Raw genomic sequence first — 19,032 nt, 5'->3', positions numbered from 1 at the left:
CCGGTGTTCTATCCGGAGTGCGAAAATAAAATTTTCGCAATTGCTTTTTCGCACTTGCAAAAATAAAATTTTTGCACTCCGGATCCGTTCGCAATTGCCTAAGTCAACTCTCCGGAGTGCGAAAAATGCTTTTTCGCAAGTGCAAAAATAAAATTTTTGCACTCCGGCTCCGTTCGGAACAGCCTGTCAGCAGCATTGCCCCCCTCCGATACTGGTGACTGAGGGCTGAACAGATTTTCCGGTGTTCTCTCCGGAGTGCGAAAATAAAATTTTCGCAATTGCTTTTTCGCACTTGCAAAAATAAAATTTTTGCACTCCGGGTCCGTTCGGAGCAGCCTGTCAGCAGCATTGCCTCCCTCCGATACTGGTGACTGAGGGCTGAACAGATTTTCCGGTGTTCTCTCCGGAGTGCGAAAAATGCTTTTTCGCAATTGCAAAAATAAAATTTTTGCACTCCGGCTCCGTTCGCAATTGCCTAAGTCAACTCTCCGGAGTGCGAAAAATGCTTTTTCGCAATTGCAAAAATAAAATTTTTGCACTCCGGATCCTTTCGGAACAGCCTGTCAGCAGCATTGCCCCCCTCCGATACTGGTGACTGAGGGCTGAACAGATTTTCCGGTGTTCTATCCGGAGTGCGAAAATAAAATTTTCGCAATTGCTTTTTCGCAATTGCAAAAATAAAATTTTTGCACTCCGGGTCCGTTCGCAATTGCCTAAGTCAACTCTCCGGAGTGCGAAAAATGCTTTTTCGCAAGTGCAAAAATAAAATTTTTGCACTCCGGCTCCGTTCGGAGCAGCCTGTCAGCAGCATTGCCCCCCTCCGATACTGCTGACTTAAGGCTGAACAGGTTTTCCGGTGTTCTATCCGGAGTGCGAAAATAAAATTTTCGCAATTGCTTTTTCGCACTTGCAAAAATAAAATTTTTGCACTCCGGGTCCGTTCGGAGCAGCCTGTCAGCAGCATTGCCCCCCTCCGATACTGGTGACTTAAGGCTGAACAGATTTTCCGGTGTTCTCTCCGGAGTGCGAAAATAAAATTTTCGCAATTGCTTTTTCGCACTTGCAAAAATAAAATTTTTGCACTCCGGCTCCGTTCGGAATTGCCTGAGTCAGCAGCATTGCCTGCCCCTCTCCAATACTGTTGATTTAAGGCTGAACAGGTTTTCCGGTGTTCTATCCGGAGTGCGAAAATAAAATTTTCGCAATTGCTTTTTCGCACTTGCAAAAATAAAATTTTTGCACTCCGGGTCCGTTCGCAATTGCCTAAGTCAACTCTCCGGAGTGCGAAAAATGCTTTTTCGCAATTGCTTTTTCGCACTTGCAAAAATAAAATTTTTGCACTCCGGGTCCGTTCGCAATTGCCTAAGTCAACTCTCCGGAGTGCGAAAAATGCTTTTTCGCAATTGCAAAAATAAAATTTTTGCACTCCGGGTCCGTTCGCAATTGCCTGAGTCAGCAGCATTGCCTGCCCCTCTCCAATACTGTTGATTTAAGGCTGAACAGGTTTTCCGGTGTTCTATCCGGAGTGCGAAAATAAAATTTTCGCAATTGCTTTTTCGCACTTGCAAAAATAAAATTTTTGCACTCCGGATCCGTTCGGAGCAGCCTGTCAGCAGCATTGCCTCCCTCCGATACTGGTGACTGAGGGCTGAACAGATTTTCCGGTGTTCTCTCCGGAGTGCGAAAATAAAATTTTCGCAATTGCTTTTTCGCACTTGCAAAAATAAAATTTTTGCACTCCGGGTCCGTTCGCAATTGCCTAAGTCAACTCTCCGGAGTGCGAAAAATGCTTTTTCGCAATTGCAAAAATAAAATTTTTGCACTCCGGATCCGTTCGCAATTGCCTAAGTCAACTCTCCGGAGTGCGAAAAATGCTTTTTCGCAAGTGCGAAAATAAAATTTTTGCACTCCGGGTCCGTTCGGCACTTCCCTTGATGGGAGTCAGGGGAGTGTCCGTTCACAGGTATATTAATTTTTGGGAACTCCCTTAACACCTGACACCTGACACTTTTTTTTATGATAAAAATAGCAGAGATAATATGTATTTTCAAGAAAATTCAGGGATGAGAAGATATTTGAGATGATTTTTGACGACGCGGGAAGGCTTTGAACATTTTTTTTTGGCAACCCTCAGGTCTTTGTTTGGCTCGTTATTCCTGAAACAGAAAAACATCAGACGAGAGCAGAGGATTTAAGAATGGCGGAATCTGGCTTTAAATATTCAGCCACTTTTTTTAAAAATTTTCTGGTATCAAGCGGTTTGGTCAGATATCCGTCACATCCGGCTTCATAGATTTTTTCCTCATCCCCTTTCATGGCAAAAGAAGTCAGCGCAATCACAGGAATATTTCGGGTTTTAGGATCAGCTTTTAAAATTTTTGTTGCTTCAAAGCCGTCCATGACAGGCATACGGATGTCCATAAGAATCATATGCGGAGAATAAAGCCTGGCAAATTCTGTTGCCTGCCTGCCGTTCGTCGCCTCCAAAGTGACATACCCGGACACTTGGAGAATATCCCGTACCAACTTGAGATTTACGGGATTGTCTTCGGCAATCAGTATGATTTTTTTCATCTCCGATCCTCGGAACCTTTTAAATTTCATTCGTTATTTGGTTATTTACTTTATTTAAGAGCAGTTCAGGGGTCCGGGCATTTTCAGGAAAAGTGGCAATGGACCAATGAATATCCAGTCCGTTGACCACACTGTTAAGGTTCTTTGTCAGCCGGTCGCAGGTCAGCTTTGCTCTGTTGTAATCAGTATCTTTAAGAATCAGGTAAAGCTGGCTGCTCTGTTCTATTCTCAGCAAATCATGTTCTCTTTTTATTTTTTGCAGTGTCTTTCCGATTTCCTCTGCTTTTTCTTTTGAAAGCTTTTGTTCCGTATGCAGGCGGCATAACGTAAAAAAACGGTTTGACATTCCGGACAAACGGATCAGTATATTCAGGTAACTGGAGAGAACGGTCTCATCCTGGATACTAATGGCAGATATATTTTCTGCTTTTGTCATACTGGCTTCCCGGGCCTCGGGATTCAGCGGCAATACAAAGCTGAATCGGCTTCCCTTTCCTTCGCTTCTGACCTGCATGGTTCCGCCGTGCATCTCTACAAATCGCCTGGCCAGGGACAGTCCCAGTCCGGTACCGGCACGGACTTCATCTGTGGGATTACGGACCTGATAAAATTCATCAAAAATATTTTCATGGTCCTCAGGGCTTATGCCGATACCCGTGTCTTCCACTGAAATTTCAAGCCAGTCACCTGTTTTCTGTTTTTCGTGTCCTGTGTTCTCTGCCTGTCTTACCTCTACAGAAATCGAGCCATCCTTTGGTGTAAACTTGGCTGCATTGGAAAGGAGATTGAACATGATTTGCTTTAATTTTCGCTCATCCGCCATAATTGTCAGGTTATCCAAGTCACCCGGAATGTCAAGGCTGAGGTGAATTCCGTTTTTTACGGCCTTCTCCTTGATCATAATCAGGCTTCTTTCCAGCAGTTCTTTTATTAAGACCGGAGAAGGAGTGATATCCATCTTGCCTGCTTCCACCTTGGATATATCCAGAATATCATTGATCAGACCAAGCAGATGCTTCCCGCCCTGAAGAATGTCATTGATGTATTCGGCCTGTTTTTCATTGAGAGACCCAAAGTACTCATCCTGCAAAACCTCTGCAAAACCGATAACCGCATTCAGAGGGGTCCGGAGTTCATGGCTCATGTTGGCAAGAAAATCACTTTTAGCCAGATTCGCAGCTTCGGCGATTTTTTTTTCCTCTTTCAGTTTTGCCATTAATTTGGCCTCTGTGATGTCACTGATGCGGATAATGGCTCCTTTTTCTTCCATTTCCCTTAAAGGATAAATATCCACCTGTTCAGTTTTGTCAGGAGCTGTAAAACTTTTTCTTTCAAATGTCACTGCATGGCTTCCGGAAATTGCCGAAGCAATGTCATATTCTTCACAACTTATTGGTTCTTCTATCAGTTTTTTGTAAGAAAGACCGTCGGTAACATCTTGCTCTTCTGATATCTGATAGTAGGCTTTGGCGGCTTTATTCACGATCTTAACAGACATATCAGGATATAACATTATCAGGGGATCCGGAATTCCGTCAAAAACAGACTGGAGCATGGTCTGATTTTTAAGGAGATCTTTCTGAGTTCGTTTCTGTGTTTCCATTGCCTGCTCAAGCTCCCTGTTGGCAATGACCAGATCAGCAGTACGCTCTTTCACACGCTGTTCCAGTTCATTTTTTGCTTTTCGGAGCGCTTCATCAGATCGTTTTTTTTCAAGAATTCTTCCCAATCGCTCAGAAATCGAAGTGACGAGGCTTTTTTCTTCCTTTTGAAAAGGGTCGTGACAGATATCCGGTCTTTCTTCCAGATAAATTACTTCTATTTTTCCGATTTTATTACCATTAACAATAATTATCTCAGAAATTTTCTGATTGTCCGATTTCTGATTTTCAAATTGTGAGTGCTGGTCAGCCATCGAATGGCGTGTTTCAAAAATCTCTCCTTCCAGAACAACTCGTGCATAACAGATTTCAGGGTACTGAAATGCCGGGGGAATGATATCAACAATACTTTGGATAATCTCTTCTGATGAAAGATTATTTTTCTGGCGAAGATCGGAAATGCCAAAGAGACAGTTCAGTTTTTTAATGCTTTCCGCAAGTTCACGGTTTGCCTGTTCCAAATCCCGGGTTCTTTTTCCGACTTTATTTTCAAGGTTTTCCTTGGACTGTTTCAGTTCATTGAAAAGCGCTTTGTTTTCAATGCGCAATCTCCGTTTTTCCAAGGCACGGTTTAATGCAATGAAAAGTTCATCCGTACTTTCAAGAGGTTTGAGCAGATAATCAGATGCCCCCTCATCCCGCAACGCTTTTATAGCCGTATCAAATGTGGCAAAACCTGTCAGGATGATGACCTCTGTGTCTTCGTCCATGGCTTTGATCTGTTTCATCACTTCCAGGCCGTTCATCCCGGGCATTCTGATATCCGTAATGACCAGATCAAAAGGTTCGGCCTTAAAAATGTTTATGGCTTCCTCACCCCTCAATGCGTTTCTGACCTGAAATCCCTCTCTGGCTAATAATTCACTGAGAAATTTTACAATATCTTTTTCATCGTCTATGATTAAGATTTTTTCATTCATGATAGGTTCCACCTTGCCGTCGGCAAGATAACTAAGGGATTTTTTTAAATACATCTGGTTAGCACAGAAATCCGTAAATAGGTCGCTGACTTAATAGGACATAACAAATGCCTCATCTCTCCGATTCTGATGGAAAGCTTTCGAAACCTTTCCGAAAACCTGCGGGCTGTTATGCAAATCTCACAGGTCCGATGTCATCCCTTTTATTTTAAAGTCCGTTAAAAGCGCAGATGCACAAAATTCAGCGCAGTCCCTCCGCTCCTCTGTGAACAAGGCCGCTCTCTGATTCCTGATAGCAGGTTACGCTGTGTGTTATCCGCTTTGTATGTTTTTAAATGATTATTTAATCATTATTACTTAACAAATATCATAATATGGTGTGGCAAAACAATCAGGAAAAATATCCTTAATTATATATGCCCTGCATTTCGCCTGTCGTTCATAATCACCTGAATCTGTCAGTATCAAATTCTGATTATGCAAAACATTATTCAAAAATTGTTTTAAATTCAAAGTCATTACAGAACTAAGCGAAATGCAGGGGAATTTAACTATATATAAATGTTCCTGTTCGTCAGGCTCACAATTCCTCGGCGAGAACCTTTTACCAATTTGGTCAGAAAGAAGCAGTCCGGCCTGGTCCCCCTTATTGTTCTGATACAATAATTGGTCAAATTCTTTTACAGCCAGCGTCTTAATGTGATGGAATCAGATTCATTGGTTTTACTTTTCAACCCAATAAAACCAGTGAAAATCGGACTGTCAGAGGGATCTGTCTTTTTCAGGGGATATTTTATCTCCGTTTTCCCCGGTGAATATAAGTTTGCTGACCTCACTGCTGGGAACGGAAAGTTTGTTTTGAAACACTTTCTGGCCAAAAGGATAAATAGTCTTCAGGCTGCCGGTGTGAATGAAGATTCTGACAACACTGCCGCAGTTGGCTTCCAGTTTGTTTATCAGCTCATACGCGGAAGATCCGTCAAAATCCCCTGTGAGCTTCAAATGCAGATTATTTCTTTTTCGATGAGATAAAATTCGGAAATTGGTTGCCATTAATTTCTCTCCTTTTCCTGCTGATTTGTCATTATTATCTGTTTTTCAGGGTATCAGAACGCCCTCTCCCGAAGGAATCCTCCCGGGGGAACATTTCTGAAAACATTTTTTAAACGACCATGACCTGGCGGTCGCAATGAAACATGAAAATGGTCATCAGAAGTTTTTTAATTTTCAGTTTCATATAAACAGATATAACCTGTCAGTCACGACGAAATATGAAAATGAGACCGGAATTTTTCAATTTTCAATTCCCATTTTCATGAAGCTATAAATAACATAGCATCGTCAAAAAAAGAAATATATCAAAGCAAAAAAATATTTTCCATAGGGAAAATCCTGATTTTGTCCCGAAGATTTCTTAAATATGATTGAAGCTCAAAAACTGAGCGCTGAGAAAAAGAACCTCTGATTAAATCTGTATTATTCACAATATTTCAGAGAAAATTATTTATCCTGCTGATAAATAAACAGATACAGAAAAAAAGACTCAGAAATTCAGTTTTCGGATTGGCATAATTTACAGCAAAAACGGCTTTTATGAATCATTCAGATCAAAGCGGAATAATTTTTTTTCTGATAGCCAGTCTGATAAGATCAGCTATGGATTCAAGGTCCAGTTTTGCCATAATATTATATTTATGAGATTCCACTGTTTTTGGACTTATGCACAATTTATGAGCAATATTTTTCGTGGAATTTCCTTCAGCCAGAAGCTGAAACACTTCCCGCTCACGCAGGCTGAGAATTTTAAAAATATTTTCTTCGATATTACCTTCTTCCAGGGTTTTTATATGTCTTAACAGAATCGTGGGGGCCATTGTGCTGAAATAAGTACCGCCTCCGTTCACCGCTTTGATCGCCAATATCAGTTCTGAAATGGGGTCTTCTTTCAGAACATAAGCTGATATGCCTGCTTTGAAAAGATCAATAATAAATTCTCTGTCCGAATACATGGTGTAAATGATAATCCGAATATCAGAAGATATTTTTTTTATCTGCAATGTGGTATCCAGGCCGTTCAAATCAGGCATGGAAATATCTGTGATGACAATCTTGGGCATCAGAGATTCCGCAAGCTTCACAGCTTCTCTGCCATTAAGGGCCTCACCTGCCACTTCGAATTCCTGATATTCCCGCAAGGTGCTTTTGATCCCCTCTATGACTACCCGATGATCATCTGCTATAAGAATTTTGGTTTTAGGCATAAATGGATTCCCCATTTGAAATTCGAAATGTTTTACAGAGGTATTTCTGCCAGCAAATGCGTGCCCCCTCCTTCACGTGATTCAATCTGGAATTCTCCGTTAAGTTGTATCACCCTTTCCCGCATAAAAACAAGCCCTAATCGTTTGCCTTTTTTCTGATCCGCCATGACCGTTTCAGGATCAAAGCCAATCCCGTCATCTTCAATACTCACCGAAATGCTCTGATTTTTAAGGATCAGATTTACAAAGACCTCTTTGGCTTTGGCATATTTCACCGCATTGTTAAGGGCTTCCTGGGCAATGCGGTAGAGTGCAATTTCTTGCTTTTTGTCAAAATGCTTTGGAAAATTTTTGCTGTAAAAAAAACGGATTTCAATCTCAGTCTGATTTTCAATCTCATTGAAAAGTTCCCGAAGAGCAGGGACCAGCCCCAGCGTATCCAGCATGGCGGGCCTCAGTCCGTGAAAGATGTTCTTGAGTTCCCTTATGGCCTGGCTTGCTTTGTTTTTTGCATTTTTTATCCCGGCTTCCAGTTCAGTACGATTATTTTTTACATTCCTGACCAGTTCAAGGCATATTTTAAGGGACGTCAATGTCTGTCCGATCTGGTCATGAAGCTCCATGGCCACATTCTTACGATCTTTTTCCAGCAAATCAATCAGTCTTTTTGACAATTCTTTTCTCTGATAATGCTCTGCCAACAATTGTTCATTCATACGTTCCAAGGCTTCATCTGCCCGGTTGTGTTCGATGGTTTTTCCCAGCCGGTCGGCAATAGCGGAGATTAAATTCTGTTCTTCCTTTAAAAGAGGGCATTCATCTTTTTCCAGGTTTTCATCAAGATAACAGACCTCTAAAACCCCGATCTGCTGACCACCTATATGAATATTACAATATTGCCTATGGGCGGTTTCTGTGAAATTTTCAGTTTTGAATTCCTGACCCTCCAAAATAAGGCGTGTGCAAGTCTTTTCCGGATATTGCCAGCCAGAGGGAATGTGACTGACTATCTCCTGAAGCATTTCATTGAGCGGGACATCTTTTTTTTCAAGAAGCTTAAAAATACAGTAAAGGCAGTTCAGTTCTTTGACCCGCTCACTCAGCTCTTGTGTGCGTTTTCGCAGCATTTCTTCTGTTTGTTTGATATTTGTGATGTTACGTGAACTCACAGCCACACCGGAAACAGAACCGCCGTTCTCAATTAACGGATAATAGCCCACATCCATGAACCTCGGTTTCCCGTCAGCGAAAACAAACCATTCCTGATAATGAATTTCTTCACCGGCAAGACAACGGTCAAGATAGTCTTTCACAGAATTTTCAAATATTTCTGTTCCTAATAGTTCTGCAACGGAATGGCCTTCAATTTTGTCTTTGGGTTTGTTATGATATTTTGTGTAGGCATTATTTACCGTCCGATAAATATAGTTTCTGTCAATAAAAGCCATCTTGTCCCTGATCGTTGAAATAATAAGTTCATACATGGACAGAATTTTTTCCATGCGCTTTCGCTCTTCTATCTCACGTTTCAACTGATCATTTGTTCTCACTAATTCAGCGGTACGTTGTTCAACTTTGAGTTCCAGATTTTCATGTGCTTTGCAGAGGGATTCATAATGTTTTTCCCGATCTGTTCTGATTTTCTGCCTGAGCTTCAGCTTATCAAGACATATGGACACTCTGGCGCAGATTTCCGTCAGTTCGCAGGGTTTAAGTATATAATCATCTGCATTAAGCCTGAGCGCATGAATTGCGGAGTCCATATCACCAAAGCCGGTCATAATAATGACCATGGTTTCGGGATTCCGCTTTTTTGCATGCCTGAGAACACTTAATCCGTCAACTGGCTCCATGACCAAATCCGTGAGTACCAGATCAAAATTTTTTTGGTCTGTCACCTCAATGGCTGAAGCGCCGTCGGAAACTGCTGTAATGTCATATCCCTGACTTTTAAGAAACTCGTCTGTCATTTTGAGGATCAGAGGATCATCATCTACCAATAAAATTTCATATTGTCCCATTATCATTTTTCCCTTTTGAAAAAACAGGGGAAGCCACAGGGGAATTGCCCCTTCAGACGGTTGCGGATTTTAATTTTTGGAAACCTGTAACTAAACTGAGTTTTATTATCATCTTTTTAAATCAGATTCAAGGTGTAAACAGATAAATATTGGGGACGAATGCCTAAAACCCTGCCCGCTTTGATTTTGACGGAAGACCACCTTGAAGCTCTGGCGAGGCCGGGGAAACTCTCCGAAGGATCATAAGTACCTAACCATAAGTTTTCGATATATTCCCGGGGAAGAAACCCGGCTTTTTTACCGGAAGGATCCGCTGCCCATAATGGAAAAAGCCGGGTTTCTCCGCTGTTCGCAAAAAAAAGATATATAAAAAATTTTTGATCAGGTACTTATGGGCTAAAATGGGTTGATGGAAAACAAGCCCTGAAGATAGATAAGAAGTGTCACCATAAAAATCGGAAGCGTTTTTACTCTTTCAGTTAAAATGGAATTTCATTCATACTGAATATGGCCATGAGCATGGATATAATGATAAATCCCACCACAACTCCCATAATAAGAATCATGACCGGTTCAAGAAGGCTGATAAATCTTTTTACCATATTTCTTACAACTTTTTCGTAATTGTCCGCAACTCTCAGCAACATTTCATCAAGTCGTCCTGATTCTTCGCCCACCGTGATCATCTGAACTGCAAGGGAAGGAAAAATTCCGGTATCTTCCAGGGGCTTTGAAAGTCTTTCCCCTTCTTTGACTCGTTCACGAATTTTTTTCATTGATCCTGCTATCACCTGATTGCCGATAATGTCCTTAACCAGATCAAGCGCCTGCAAAATAGGCACACCGCTTTTGACCAGGGTTCCCAGTGTTCTGGCGAACCGGGCCACTTCTACTTTTCTGACCAGTTCACCACCTATGGGAAAATTAATTTTACAGGTATCCATCCTTAAACGCCCGCCCGGGGTCTTCGCATACTGCTGTAAAAAGAAATAAGCAAGACTCATGGTTCCGATGATAAGCCACCAGTATGTTCTCAGGCCCTCGCTCAGTCCGAGTAATATCTGTGTTGACAGGGGAATGGCCTGGCCCATATCAGAAAAAATAATGGAAAATTTCGGAATCACAAAGGTCATAAGGATAATGATTGAGATGCCTCCCACAAAAACCAGAAAAACAGGATAAATCAGGGCAGATTTTATATAATCACTGATATCCTGAGCGCTTTCCAAAAATATTCCCAGTCTTCCCAGGACAGCATCCAAAACCCCCCCGGCTTCTCCGGCTCGTATCATATTCACATAAAAAGTTGAAAACGCATGAGGGTATTTTGCCATGGCGTCCGACAGATAGCTCCCGCCCTCAACAGACTTTAACACTTCCCGGATAATTTTCCTGAATTTCTCTTTTTCCGTCACATTGCCGAGTATGGACAAAGCCCTGTCCACAGGAAGCCCCGCCTCCAGCAAGGCGGAAAGGTCCTGCGTGAAAAGCATGACATCTTTGGTTGAAATTCTTGTGGCAAAAGAAAGAACATTCAGGTTGCCTGTGAACATGCCCTCAGCACCGTTGCCCGAGGTCCTGCCAGCCAGACGAATGTTTATGGGAATATAGCCCATATCCTGGACCTTGCCTGCCACTCCTTTTTCATCTGTGCCTTCAAGGGTTCCCTTAATGATTTTGCCGGAAGTATCTGTTGCTTTGTATGAATATAGAGACATATATAGGTGGTGTTAGGTGTTAAGTGTTAGGTGTCAGGTGTTGGGTGTTAAGTGTTAGGTGTTAGGTGTTAGGTGTTCAGGTATTAGGTGTTAAGTGTCAGGTGTCAGGTGTTAGGTGTTAGGTGCATATTTGTCGCATTATGTATTTTTCTGATTATAACGGATTCGGGGGAGGCCCGCGAATATGACATCGGATTTAAGGATTTACCGGATATTCCGGGCCGGGACATCCGTCTCATCCTCCTGTCCGCTGTCATATTGCCCGATACCGCGGAAAAAACCCCGGGCATCCCCCAAATCCGTTACAATCAGGTATTTTTTAATGCTTTATGGCATTGTTCGATATAGTAGGCAGCGTCTTTTGAATGTCGGAGTTTCAGAAAATAGGGAAGCGCTTCCGCGTATTTTCCCAAATTCATGTAGCTGATCCCTGAACACATATGCAATGGCTCGCTGTCAGGGAAATATTCAATGCCTTTGGAGAGAATGCTGACAGATTCTTCATACTCTCCGTTTTTCTGCTTAATAATGCCCAGTCCCAGATAAGCCCGATGATCAGGATAATATGTTAATGATTTCTGGTATAATCTCTCTGCAATCTTGTCTTTATGTTTAATCGCTTCAATTTGGGAGTAATCTCCGTGAGTGAATGTCATTCCGAGCTTGGAAAGAAAATCAGAATGGGTCATATATAATTCTTTATTATCTGTCAGTTCAATCTCATCAGCAAAGCGATAAAGACTCTCATAGTAGGTGGTTCTGAGTTTTTTTCCATAAGCCAGAATAATTTCCTGAGACAAATGGGGATCACTTTCAAAATAGAGTATATCTTCAATTTGTTTCAGCCATATATCATCAAAGTTTCCCCTATCCCCTTCAGTGAAAGGAAAATTTTCCTTAGTTCTTTTCTTAAAATCAGCATAAAGGGCAGTTCCCGGAAAGATGTCAAGAATGTAAAATATGGCACTCAGGGGTTTTATTTCATTTATCAGGTCAATAGTCTCCTGGATGGTGTCCCAGCTTTCCCCGGGACATCCGTAAATAAAATAAGCCCGGGCCAAAATGCCATAAGCAGTTGTCAGTGAAAAGGCTTTTTTGATCTGATCGGTCTTAATATTCTTGTTCAGCTGCTTTCTTATTTTTTCCGAACCGCTTTCCACGCCATAACTGATTTGGATACACCCTGCTTTTTTCATCCAGTATAATATATCTTCGCTGATATGATCAACGCGGGAAATTGCCGCCCAGCTGATGTTAATATTTCTTTCAATGATTTTTTTACAAATTTCAATAACCCGATCTTTTTTCAGTGTGAATGTGTCATCAGAAAAGTAGAAAAAACCAACGCCCCTTTTGTAAAGAAGCTCCAACTGATCAACAAAATAATCAGAAGAGTGAAACCTGACTTTACGCCCCCAGAACTGGGGAGACCCGCAAAACGTGCAATTTCCAGGGCATCCCCGGGTCAGGGCCACATGCTGATAGGTAAAATATTTTGCAGGAATGGGCAATTCATCAAGATCATGAATAAATTCGGCAGACGCTGTTTTTACAACCTTGTCCTCTTTTTTGAAAGCAATTCCCCTGATCTTTTCAATCTGTTCATGATCTTTATTTTCAATACATTTTACAAGATTTAAGAACGCGTGTTCTCCTTCTCCGATAACAACAAAATCAATTTCTTTAAAATGTGTCAGAAAATGTTCCCATAAAAAAGTGGCGCCGATCCCGCCGAAAACAATTTTCACATTCGGGTTCACCTGCTTTGCCATCCGGGCAATTTCAATGCCGCCCCATCGGTTTGCGTGCAGGACGGAAAATCCGATCACATCCGGTTTCTTCTCTGCCAGAATGTCTTTTATTCTTTGGTCTTCCCTGCTGAAATTATACCAGTTCAGTATTTCAACATCATAATGATTTTCCATGAGAAGCGCGGCCACATAGTAAGCCCCCATAGGAACAATACTGATGTCTTCCTCGTGAACCCTGGCTTCAAGACAATATGGATAAATAATGAGTAGTTTCATGCTTGTGATTTGTGATTTTTAATTTGTGATTTGTGATTTGTAAACGCTCATTTGTCATCGGCCGCATGGTGAAGGCTTTTCATACCGATGTAAATGTAATGCAAACCAGAGGCTATGGTTAAGCCGGCCGTGACCCAGTATAATCTCTTAATGGCAAGAGGGGTTGATATACCCGGGTTCAGAAGGACAAAAAAAATGGTTAACAGTTGGGCAAAGGTGGTACATTTGCTGACAAGGCTCGGTTTTATTTCAATCTTGTCCCGTGTACCTGTAATTTCAAGAACAGCGTATCCGATCACGATGATAATATCCCGGCTGATGACAATGACCGTGAGCCAGCCAGGCACGATCTTCAGAACAGCCAGACTGACAAAAGCAGACATGAGAAGTATCTTGTCTGCAATCGGATCAAGATATGCGCCTAATACGGTACGCTGGTTAAAACATCTTGCAATAAGGCCGTCCAGGGCGTCACTGATTCCCGCAACAGCAAAGACTAAAAGTGCGGGGAAAAACAGACCCCTCATCAGACAGATAACAAAAACAGGTGTCAGGAGTATCCTGATAATTGATATAATATTGGGAATATTTATAGGCATTGATTATAATTGATAATTGATAATTGATAATTGACAATTGATAATCAGCAGCCAGAAAAAATTTTTAACCATCTCGTTCCCACGCTTTGCGTGGGAATGCAGTGCGGACGCTTCGCGTCCCGAATCCGCCTGACATGCCAACAAGATACGTCTGAAATTTCCATCTGCTGATAATTGATAATTAAAAGATTCCGGTTTCCACTTTTATGTTTCATTGTGACCGTTGGTTCATGACTATTATTTGGAAATAAGTTCGACTCTCAGGATATCATCTGATACACGATAAAATTTGGTGCGAAACAGCTCAAAGGTTTTTGATCTCAGTGCATCTTCAAACGCTCCGGTATTTCCTTGAAAGCTGACATGAATGGTCGCCTCATCTGATTTCATCTCCCGGATCTGTATTTTTTCGACTTCCGGTATTTCAGTAAGTGTCCTGCGGAATTTTATGAAATTTCCCAGCTGGCTGGTTCCGCTGACAATAAGCTCCAGCAAGTCTGTTTTTTTTTCTTGTGACCGGCTCTGGCGTATATCTGGCTTCCACGGTTCTGTTTTCCGCACATCTGCTGGCTTCCACGGTTCTGTTTTCCGCACATCTGCTGGCTTCCACGGTTCTGTTTTCCGCACATCTGCTATTGTCGGAGACTTGTGCCAGGCAGCGCTTATCTGTGAAGAGAGTTCTTTGCCTGCAAGGGTGCCGGATGATGAAAGCGCGTCTCTGGCACCTGATATTTCATCTGCGCTTACTTTTACGGAAGTCTGAAGCGTGGACGTGATTTCTTCGCCCGTATCTGTCCGAATGGCACGGGCTGACACCGTCCCGCTGAATGATGATGTGTTTGAGACGTTATACACAATGGATTTCCCCACAATGACCACATCTGCCTGCAAACGCTTTGCAATATTCATCGCCTCCTGATTGTCAAGGTCCGGTTTATAACCTAGGGATGTATTCAGCTTTGTATCGGAAACCCTGTATCCGTGGGGTACGACAATAAATCCTTTTTTTTCCATTATCTTGGCCATGGCTTTTTCTGAAAAAGCATCGGGCCGGGTCATATTTTCCCCCCACCAATATTGCGGCGAATTATTCAGATTCTGTTCCGCAATGAGAAACAAGACATTGAGGGGCTTTTTTACATCATTACGGGCTGTCATATCAATGGCCGCCAACTGTCTTTTTTGTGCTTCGATTCTGTCAGTCTGAACAGTTGTCTCCAGCATTATCCGGTATGTCTTTCCGGTATCAGACTCTGCCAGCACTTTGTAATTTCGAACAAATTTGTCCGGATGATCACACAAAATTTCATTTAATATCTCAAAATTATTTGAAAAAATATCAGAAGGTAAAATATTCAATGCCGCCAGATCAACCGCGGAAGCCAGTGCGTCTGAGATGGCCTGTTCCCTTGCTTTTGCCACATTCTGCCCCCGGATCGGACTGGTCCCTATCACTGTCACCGTTTTTGTGGATGGGAAATCCTGAGCCAGTGCGGGGTCTGATAAAATCATCAGACCTGCGACGACAAGAATTGAAAAACATAATCTGCATACGGAACAAAACATTATTTTTTTACCTCCTCTTACTGAACTCGGATAACGCCGCCTGCTGGAATGATTGGTTCGGCAGCCTCCGCTTTAATTTATGCAAAAAGCATCTGCATACAGATAAGTATCTAACCATAAGTTTTCGATATTCGCACGGGAAAGAAACCCGGCTTTTTTCCCGGAATGAGCCGCCGCGTGTGAAGGAAAAAGCCGGGTTTCTCCGTGGTTCACAGAAAAAATATGTATAAAAAATTTTGATCAGGTACTTATTTTTAGGTGATTCCAACAAATCGTTGGCCAAAAAATTCGCTTTCAATTCGTTTACGAAGCTTTATACATAATTTTCATTTAAAAAACAAGTTTTTTAATGAAAATTATGCCTGTTATCCAGCCTGAGCGTATTGCCCGACTACGCTGATTCTGACAAGTGACATGAGACCTCCGACGAGGCTTTTAAAACGACTCAGCTAAACTCGCCGAAGTCCTCGGAGGGTTTCCTTCGGCACTCTGGTCCGTCAGCATCAGCTTGGTCAGATAGCAGCCCGCACCCTGTTTTTATCATCCACTTCTTCAATCCTGACGCTGACAAGAGTATTTTTCAATTCATCTCCGCCATTCACCAGAACAGGGATATAATTTGACGTGCTTCCCTTTAAAAGACCCGAAGATTTATCTCTTTTGCTTTCAATAAGAACCTCAGCGCTTTTTCCCACAACTGTTCTGTAAAATTCATTTTTTTTGGCATTTCCAAGTGTTCGCATCTTCTGGCATCGTGTCTTGATCACCTTTGACGGAACCTTGTTCGGATAAGTGCTTGCAGGCGTTCCCTCACGGGATGAAAAAGGGAAAACATGCAGGTAAGTCACAGGCAGGTCTTTTATGGTCGCATATGTATTTTCAAAAGCCTGCTCGGTTTCGCCCGGAAATCCGATAAGCGTGTCCACACCAATGGCCGCATCAGGCATCATCTCATGAATTTTGGTAATCAGCGTTCTGAAAAATGCGTTGGTATAAGGTCTGTGCATCTGCTTTAAAATAAAATCATCTCCGCTTTGCAACGGAATATGAAAATGATGGCAGAGTGTGTCTGATTTTGCCACGAGTTCTATGATATCATCAGTGATTTCATGAGGTTCTATTGAGCTTAACCGTATCCGGTCTGTTCTGTCTGAATCATGGATACAATGCAACAGTTCCGAGAGACTGGTTGCCGGAGAAAGATCAGTCCCGTAGCACCCGAGATGTATTCCTGTCAGAACCACCTCATGGAATCCCGCATCTTTTAACTGTCTGATATTTTGCAATACATTTTCAAAAGGCATGCTCCGGCTTCTTCCCCGGGCATAAGGAACAATACAGTAAGTGCAAAACGTATTACACCCATCCTGAATCTTCAGAAAGGGCCGTGTTCTTGCGTTTGAAACTTGAAACCTGAAACTTGAAACTTGGCTATCCGGCTTCCGGTTTCCAGTTTCCAGTTTCAAGTTTTCAACGATTTTATGCTTATCTTTATGACCGATGATATCGGACACACCTTTTATTTTTTTTATCTGATCCGGTTCGGTCTGGGCGTAACAGCCTGTTACAAGAACACGTCCTTCGGGGTTGGACCGTATGGCCTGCCGTATGGCCTGCCTTGACTGCATGGATGCTTTCTGAGTCACTGTGCAGGTATTTATAATGCAGATATCCGCTGTTTCATTGTCATTGGCAGGAACCCATCCCTCGGATTCCAGTTCCCTGGCAATGACCTCTGATTCGTATTGGTTTACTTTGCAGCCCAGTGTTATGATATTGAATTTATTCATAGGTGTTTTTTTAGGTGTCAGATTTTAGGAAGATGTATTTCAGCACGCAGGGTGGAAGGAGTATAATGACCGGATACCTGTGGGTCTCAAGTGTATCACCGGGTTATACGCCTTTTTATCAGCAAAAGCTTCCAAAAACGCTTCATGGAAAGGTGCATTTCTATTATGTGAAGCATCTTCTGGAAAACTATCAAATCTTGTTACCAAAGTTTTAATCACTTCAATTGAAATTTTTTCTTTTACACGATTTTCCAAACTCACTATTTATTTCCCTTTAAATGAAATATTATTTCTGAATAAGCTGCTCTGTCTTTTTCAACCCTGTTTAACACTGGTCTTTTATACTGATTTACAATTCTCATTTCAGACAATTCAGCGATTTTTGCATAGAGTCCGTATTTATCATTGGCAACTAAGAAAACATCATAATCATCCTGTAAATATTTTTTGCAATTGTTCAGAACATCAGAAATACCTCTGACATAAGATTCTCTTGCAGCTTTACCCTGACCTTTGTACAAAGGACCGATCTCTGATTCATCTTTTCTTTCAAATCCGAATAAGTCATAAGCATAAGCGTGTTGTTCGTGATAATTTATCAGTCCCACATAAGGCGGACTCGAAAAGATTCCCTTAATTTTATGTGCTTTTACCAATTTCCCAAACTCAGCATCTTTTTTTTCCATCTCATTAAATATATTTATTATTCTGCTGTCTCCGCTCAGACACCTTTGAAAAGTGGGAGTACGCAACTCATCAAATAGCTTAATCCGTTTTAAGGTATCTTTTGTATATCTTTCCCACCAACTCAGGATGGAAAACAGGGGCTTACATATTTTTCCATGTTTTTTACAATAATATATTGATGTTACAGGCTCAAACAAAGTCGCCAGATCAGAATGTGTTGTTGCTCTGCATGAACGAATTGTACGACTTAAAACAAGCGCGAGAATTTTTTTAGTTGTCACAGTTTTTATTGATTTTATCTGCTGGAATACAAAATCAATTTCATCTCTGACAACTTGCAGAAACCATTTGTCAAGAAAGGAATCATTCCCTTTTTGTTTAAGTCTGATTCGATATTTTTTAACTAATTTTTCATAGATTTTTAAAAATTCTTTTTCTTTTTCTTCCCCATATATTTTTTCATTTATTTCTTTTTGTCTCACTTTGAATTTAAACTCAGGTGATGGGAAATATTTATTATTAAATATTCTGAGTTCATTCAGCAAATGATTCTCAAAATCAACGTTGTTTTTATCTTCCTGAAATTGTCTGAGTCTTAATGATATCTTTTTTGCTGTATGCAGAACATCATTAATGTCGTATTTATCTACTTTTGCATTACTGATGAAACTGTTAAAAGCTGAAACATCTGTTCCAATGGCGTGAATACCTAATTCACCTGCCTGAACAAGTGTTGTTCCGCTACCGCAGAATGGGTCTAAAACAATATCTCCTGAATTAAAAAACACTTCTTTTTTAAATTTATCAACATGACTGTCTAAAAAATATTCAACAAGCTGAGGAATAAATTTCCCCTTATATGGGTGCAGTCTGTGAACATGTTTGGTTGTTTCTGATTCTTTGTATTCAGAAAAGGATAAAGTCCAGTTTAAATCTTCACCAAGCTGCTTTTTCCATGTTTCTTCTTTTGTTAAAAAATGCGAACTGTAATATTTTTCCAAATCATATCTGTTAATGAGAACACTTCCGTTCCCTCCATTTTTAGGAATACGGCCATATTGAATCAGATAAGATATATTCGATGGTGTGACATTCTTTCCCAAATATTCAGAAGCCCATTGACTGGCTTCCTTGATTGTTAGTAATTCTGACATATTAACATCTTTCCTTTATTTTTCTTTATGGTATATAACTTAAAAACTGAGACT

The 19,032-nt window shown here is 41.3% G+C and carries 13 protein-coding genes; 1 reads left to right on the top strand and 12 read right to left on the bottom strand.

Annotation, left to right across the window (positions count from 1 at the left end):
• Positions 1-98: 98 nt before the first annotated feature.
• The 9 genes from dnm_RS28210 to dnm_RS28170 form a co-directional block, all read right to left on the bottom strand.
• Positions 99-539: a hypothetical protein gene (locus dnm_RS28210; protein WP_207680206.1), complete on the bottom strand. Its 441-nt coding sequence runs from the start codon at positions 537-539 to the stop codon at positions 99-101.
• Positions 540-2,172: 1,633 nt separating this feature from the next.
• Complete coding sequence (locus tag dnm_RS28205; RefSeq protein ID WP_207680205.1) at positions 2,173-2,574, bottom strand: response regulator; 402 nt, start codon at positions 2,572-2,574, stop codon at positions 2,173-2,175.
• 19 nt (positions 2,575-2,593) lie between these two features.
• Complete coding sequence (locus tag dnm_RS28200) at positions 2,594-5,155, bottom strand: ATP-binding protein (RefSeq protein ID WP_207680204.1); 2,562 nt, start codon at positions 5,153-5,155, stop codon at positions 2,594-2,596.
• Between the two features lie 762 nt (positions 5,156-5,917).
• Positions 5,918-6,208, bottom strand: coding sequence for a hypothetical protein (locus dnm_RS28195; protein ID WP_207680203.1), 291 nt, complete (start codon positions 6,206-6,208; stop codon positions 5,918-5,920).
• 554 nt (positions 6,209-6,762) lie between these two features.
• A complete protein-coding gene (locus dnm_RS28190; RefSeq protein ID WP_207680202.1) occupies positions 6,763-7,416 on the bottom strand; it encodes a response regulator in 654 nt (217 codons plus the stop codon).
• A gap of 32 nt (positions 7,417-7,448) precedes the next feature.
• On the bottom strand, positions 7,449-9,437 hold the full coding sequence (locus dnm_RS28185; RefSeq protein WP_207680201.1) for a response regulator: 1,989 nt from the start codon (positions 9,435-9,437) through the stop codon (positions 7,449-7,451).
• A 479-nt stretch (positions 9,438-9,916) separates the two neighbouring features.
• On the bottom strand, positions 9,917-11,155 hold the full coding sequence (locus dnm_RS28180) for a type II secretion system F family protein (protein ID WP_207680200.1): 1,239 nt from the start codon (positions 11,153-11,155) through the stop codon (positions 9,917-9,919).
• A 308-nt stretch (positions 11,156-11,463) separates the two neighbouring features.
• The gene (locus tag dnm_RS28175; RefSeq protein ID WP_207680199.1) at positions 11,464-13,182 is read right to left on the bottom strand and encodes a B12-binding domain-containing radical SAM protein; all 1,719 of its coding nucleotides are present in this window, start codon (positions 13,180-13,182) and stop codon (positions 11,464-11,466) included.
• Between the two features lie 47 nt (positions 13,183-13,229).
• A complete protein-coding gene (locus dnm_RS28170; protein WP_207680198.1) occupies positions 13,230-13,781 on the bottom strand; it encodes a CDP-alcohol phosphatidyltransferase family protein in 552 nt (183 codons plus the stop codon).
• Between the two features lie 30 nt (positions 13,782-13,811).
• Here dnm_RS28170 and dnm_RS28165 point away from each other — a divergent pair, with 30 nt between their 5' ends.
• A complete protein-coding gene (locus tag dnm_RS28165) occupies positions 13,812-13,952 on the top strand; it encodes a hypothetical protein (RefSeq protein WP_207680197.1) in 141 nt (46 codons plus the stop codon).
• Between the two features lie 66 nt (positions 13,953-14,018).
• Here dnm_RS28165 and dnm_RS28160 read toward each other — a convergent pair whose 3' ends face one another.
• From dnm_RS28160 to dnm_RS28150, 3 genes are all read right to left on the bottom strand, one after another.
• Complete coding sequence (locus dnm_RS28160) at positions 14,019-15,347, bottom strand: hypothetical protein (protein ID WP_207680196.1); 1,329 nt, start codon at positions 15,345-15,347, stop codon at positions 14,019-14,021.
• Positions 15,348-15,859: 512 nt separating this feature from the next.
• The gene (mtaB, locus tag dnm_RS28155) at positions 15,860-17,137 is read right to left on the bottom strand and encodes a tRNA (N(6)-L-threonylcarbamoyladenosine(37)-C(2))-methylthiotransferase MtaB (RefSeq protein ID WP_207680195.1); all 1,278 of its coding nucleotides are present in this window, start codon (positions 17,135-17,137) and stop codon (positions 15,860-15,862) included.
• A 260-nt stretch (positions 17,138-17,397) separates the two neighbouring features.
• Complete coding sequence (locus tag dnm_RS28150) at positions 17,398-18,978, bottom strand: DNA methyltransferase (protein ID WP_207680194.1); 1,581 nt, start codon at positions 18,976-18,978, stop codon at positions 17,398-17,400.
• Positions 18,979-19,032: the final 54 nt, after the last annotated feature.

It is taken from the genome of Desulfonema magnum, from assembly GCF_017377395.1.
Lineage (GTDB): Bacteria > Desulfobacterota > Desulfobacteria > Desulfobacterales > 4be13 > Desulfonema_C > Desulfonema_C magnum.
This window is presented reverse-complemented; position numbering and strand designations above follow the sequence as displayed.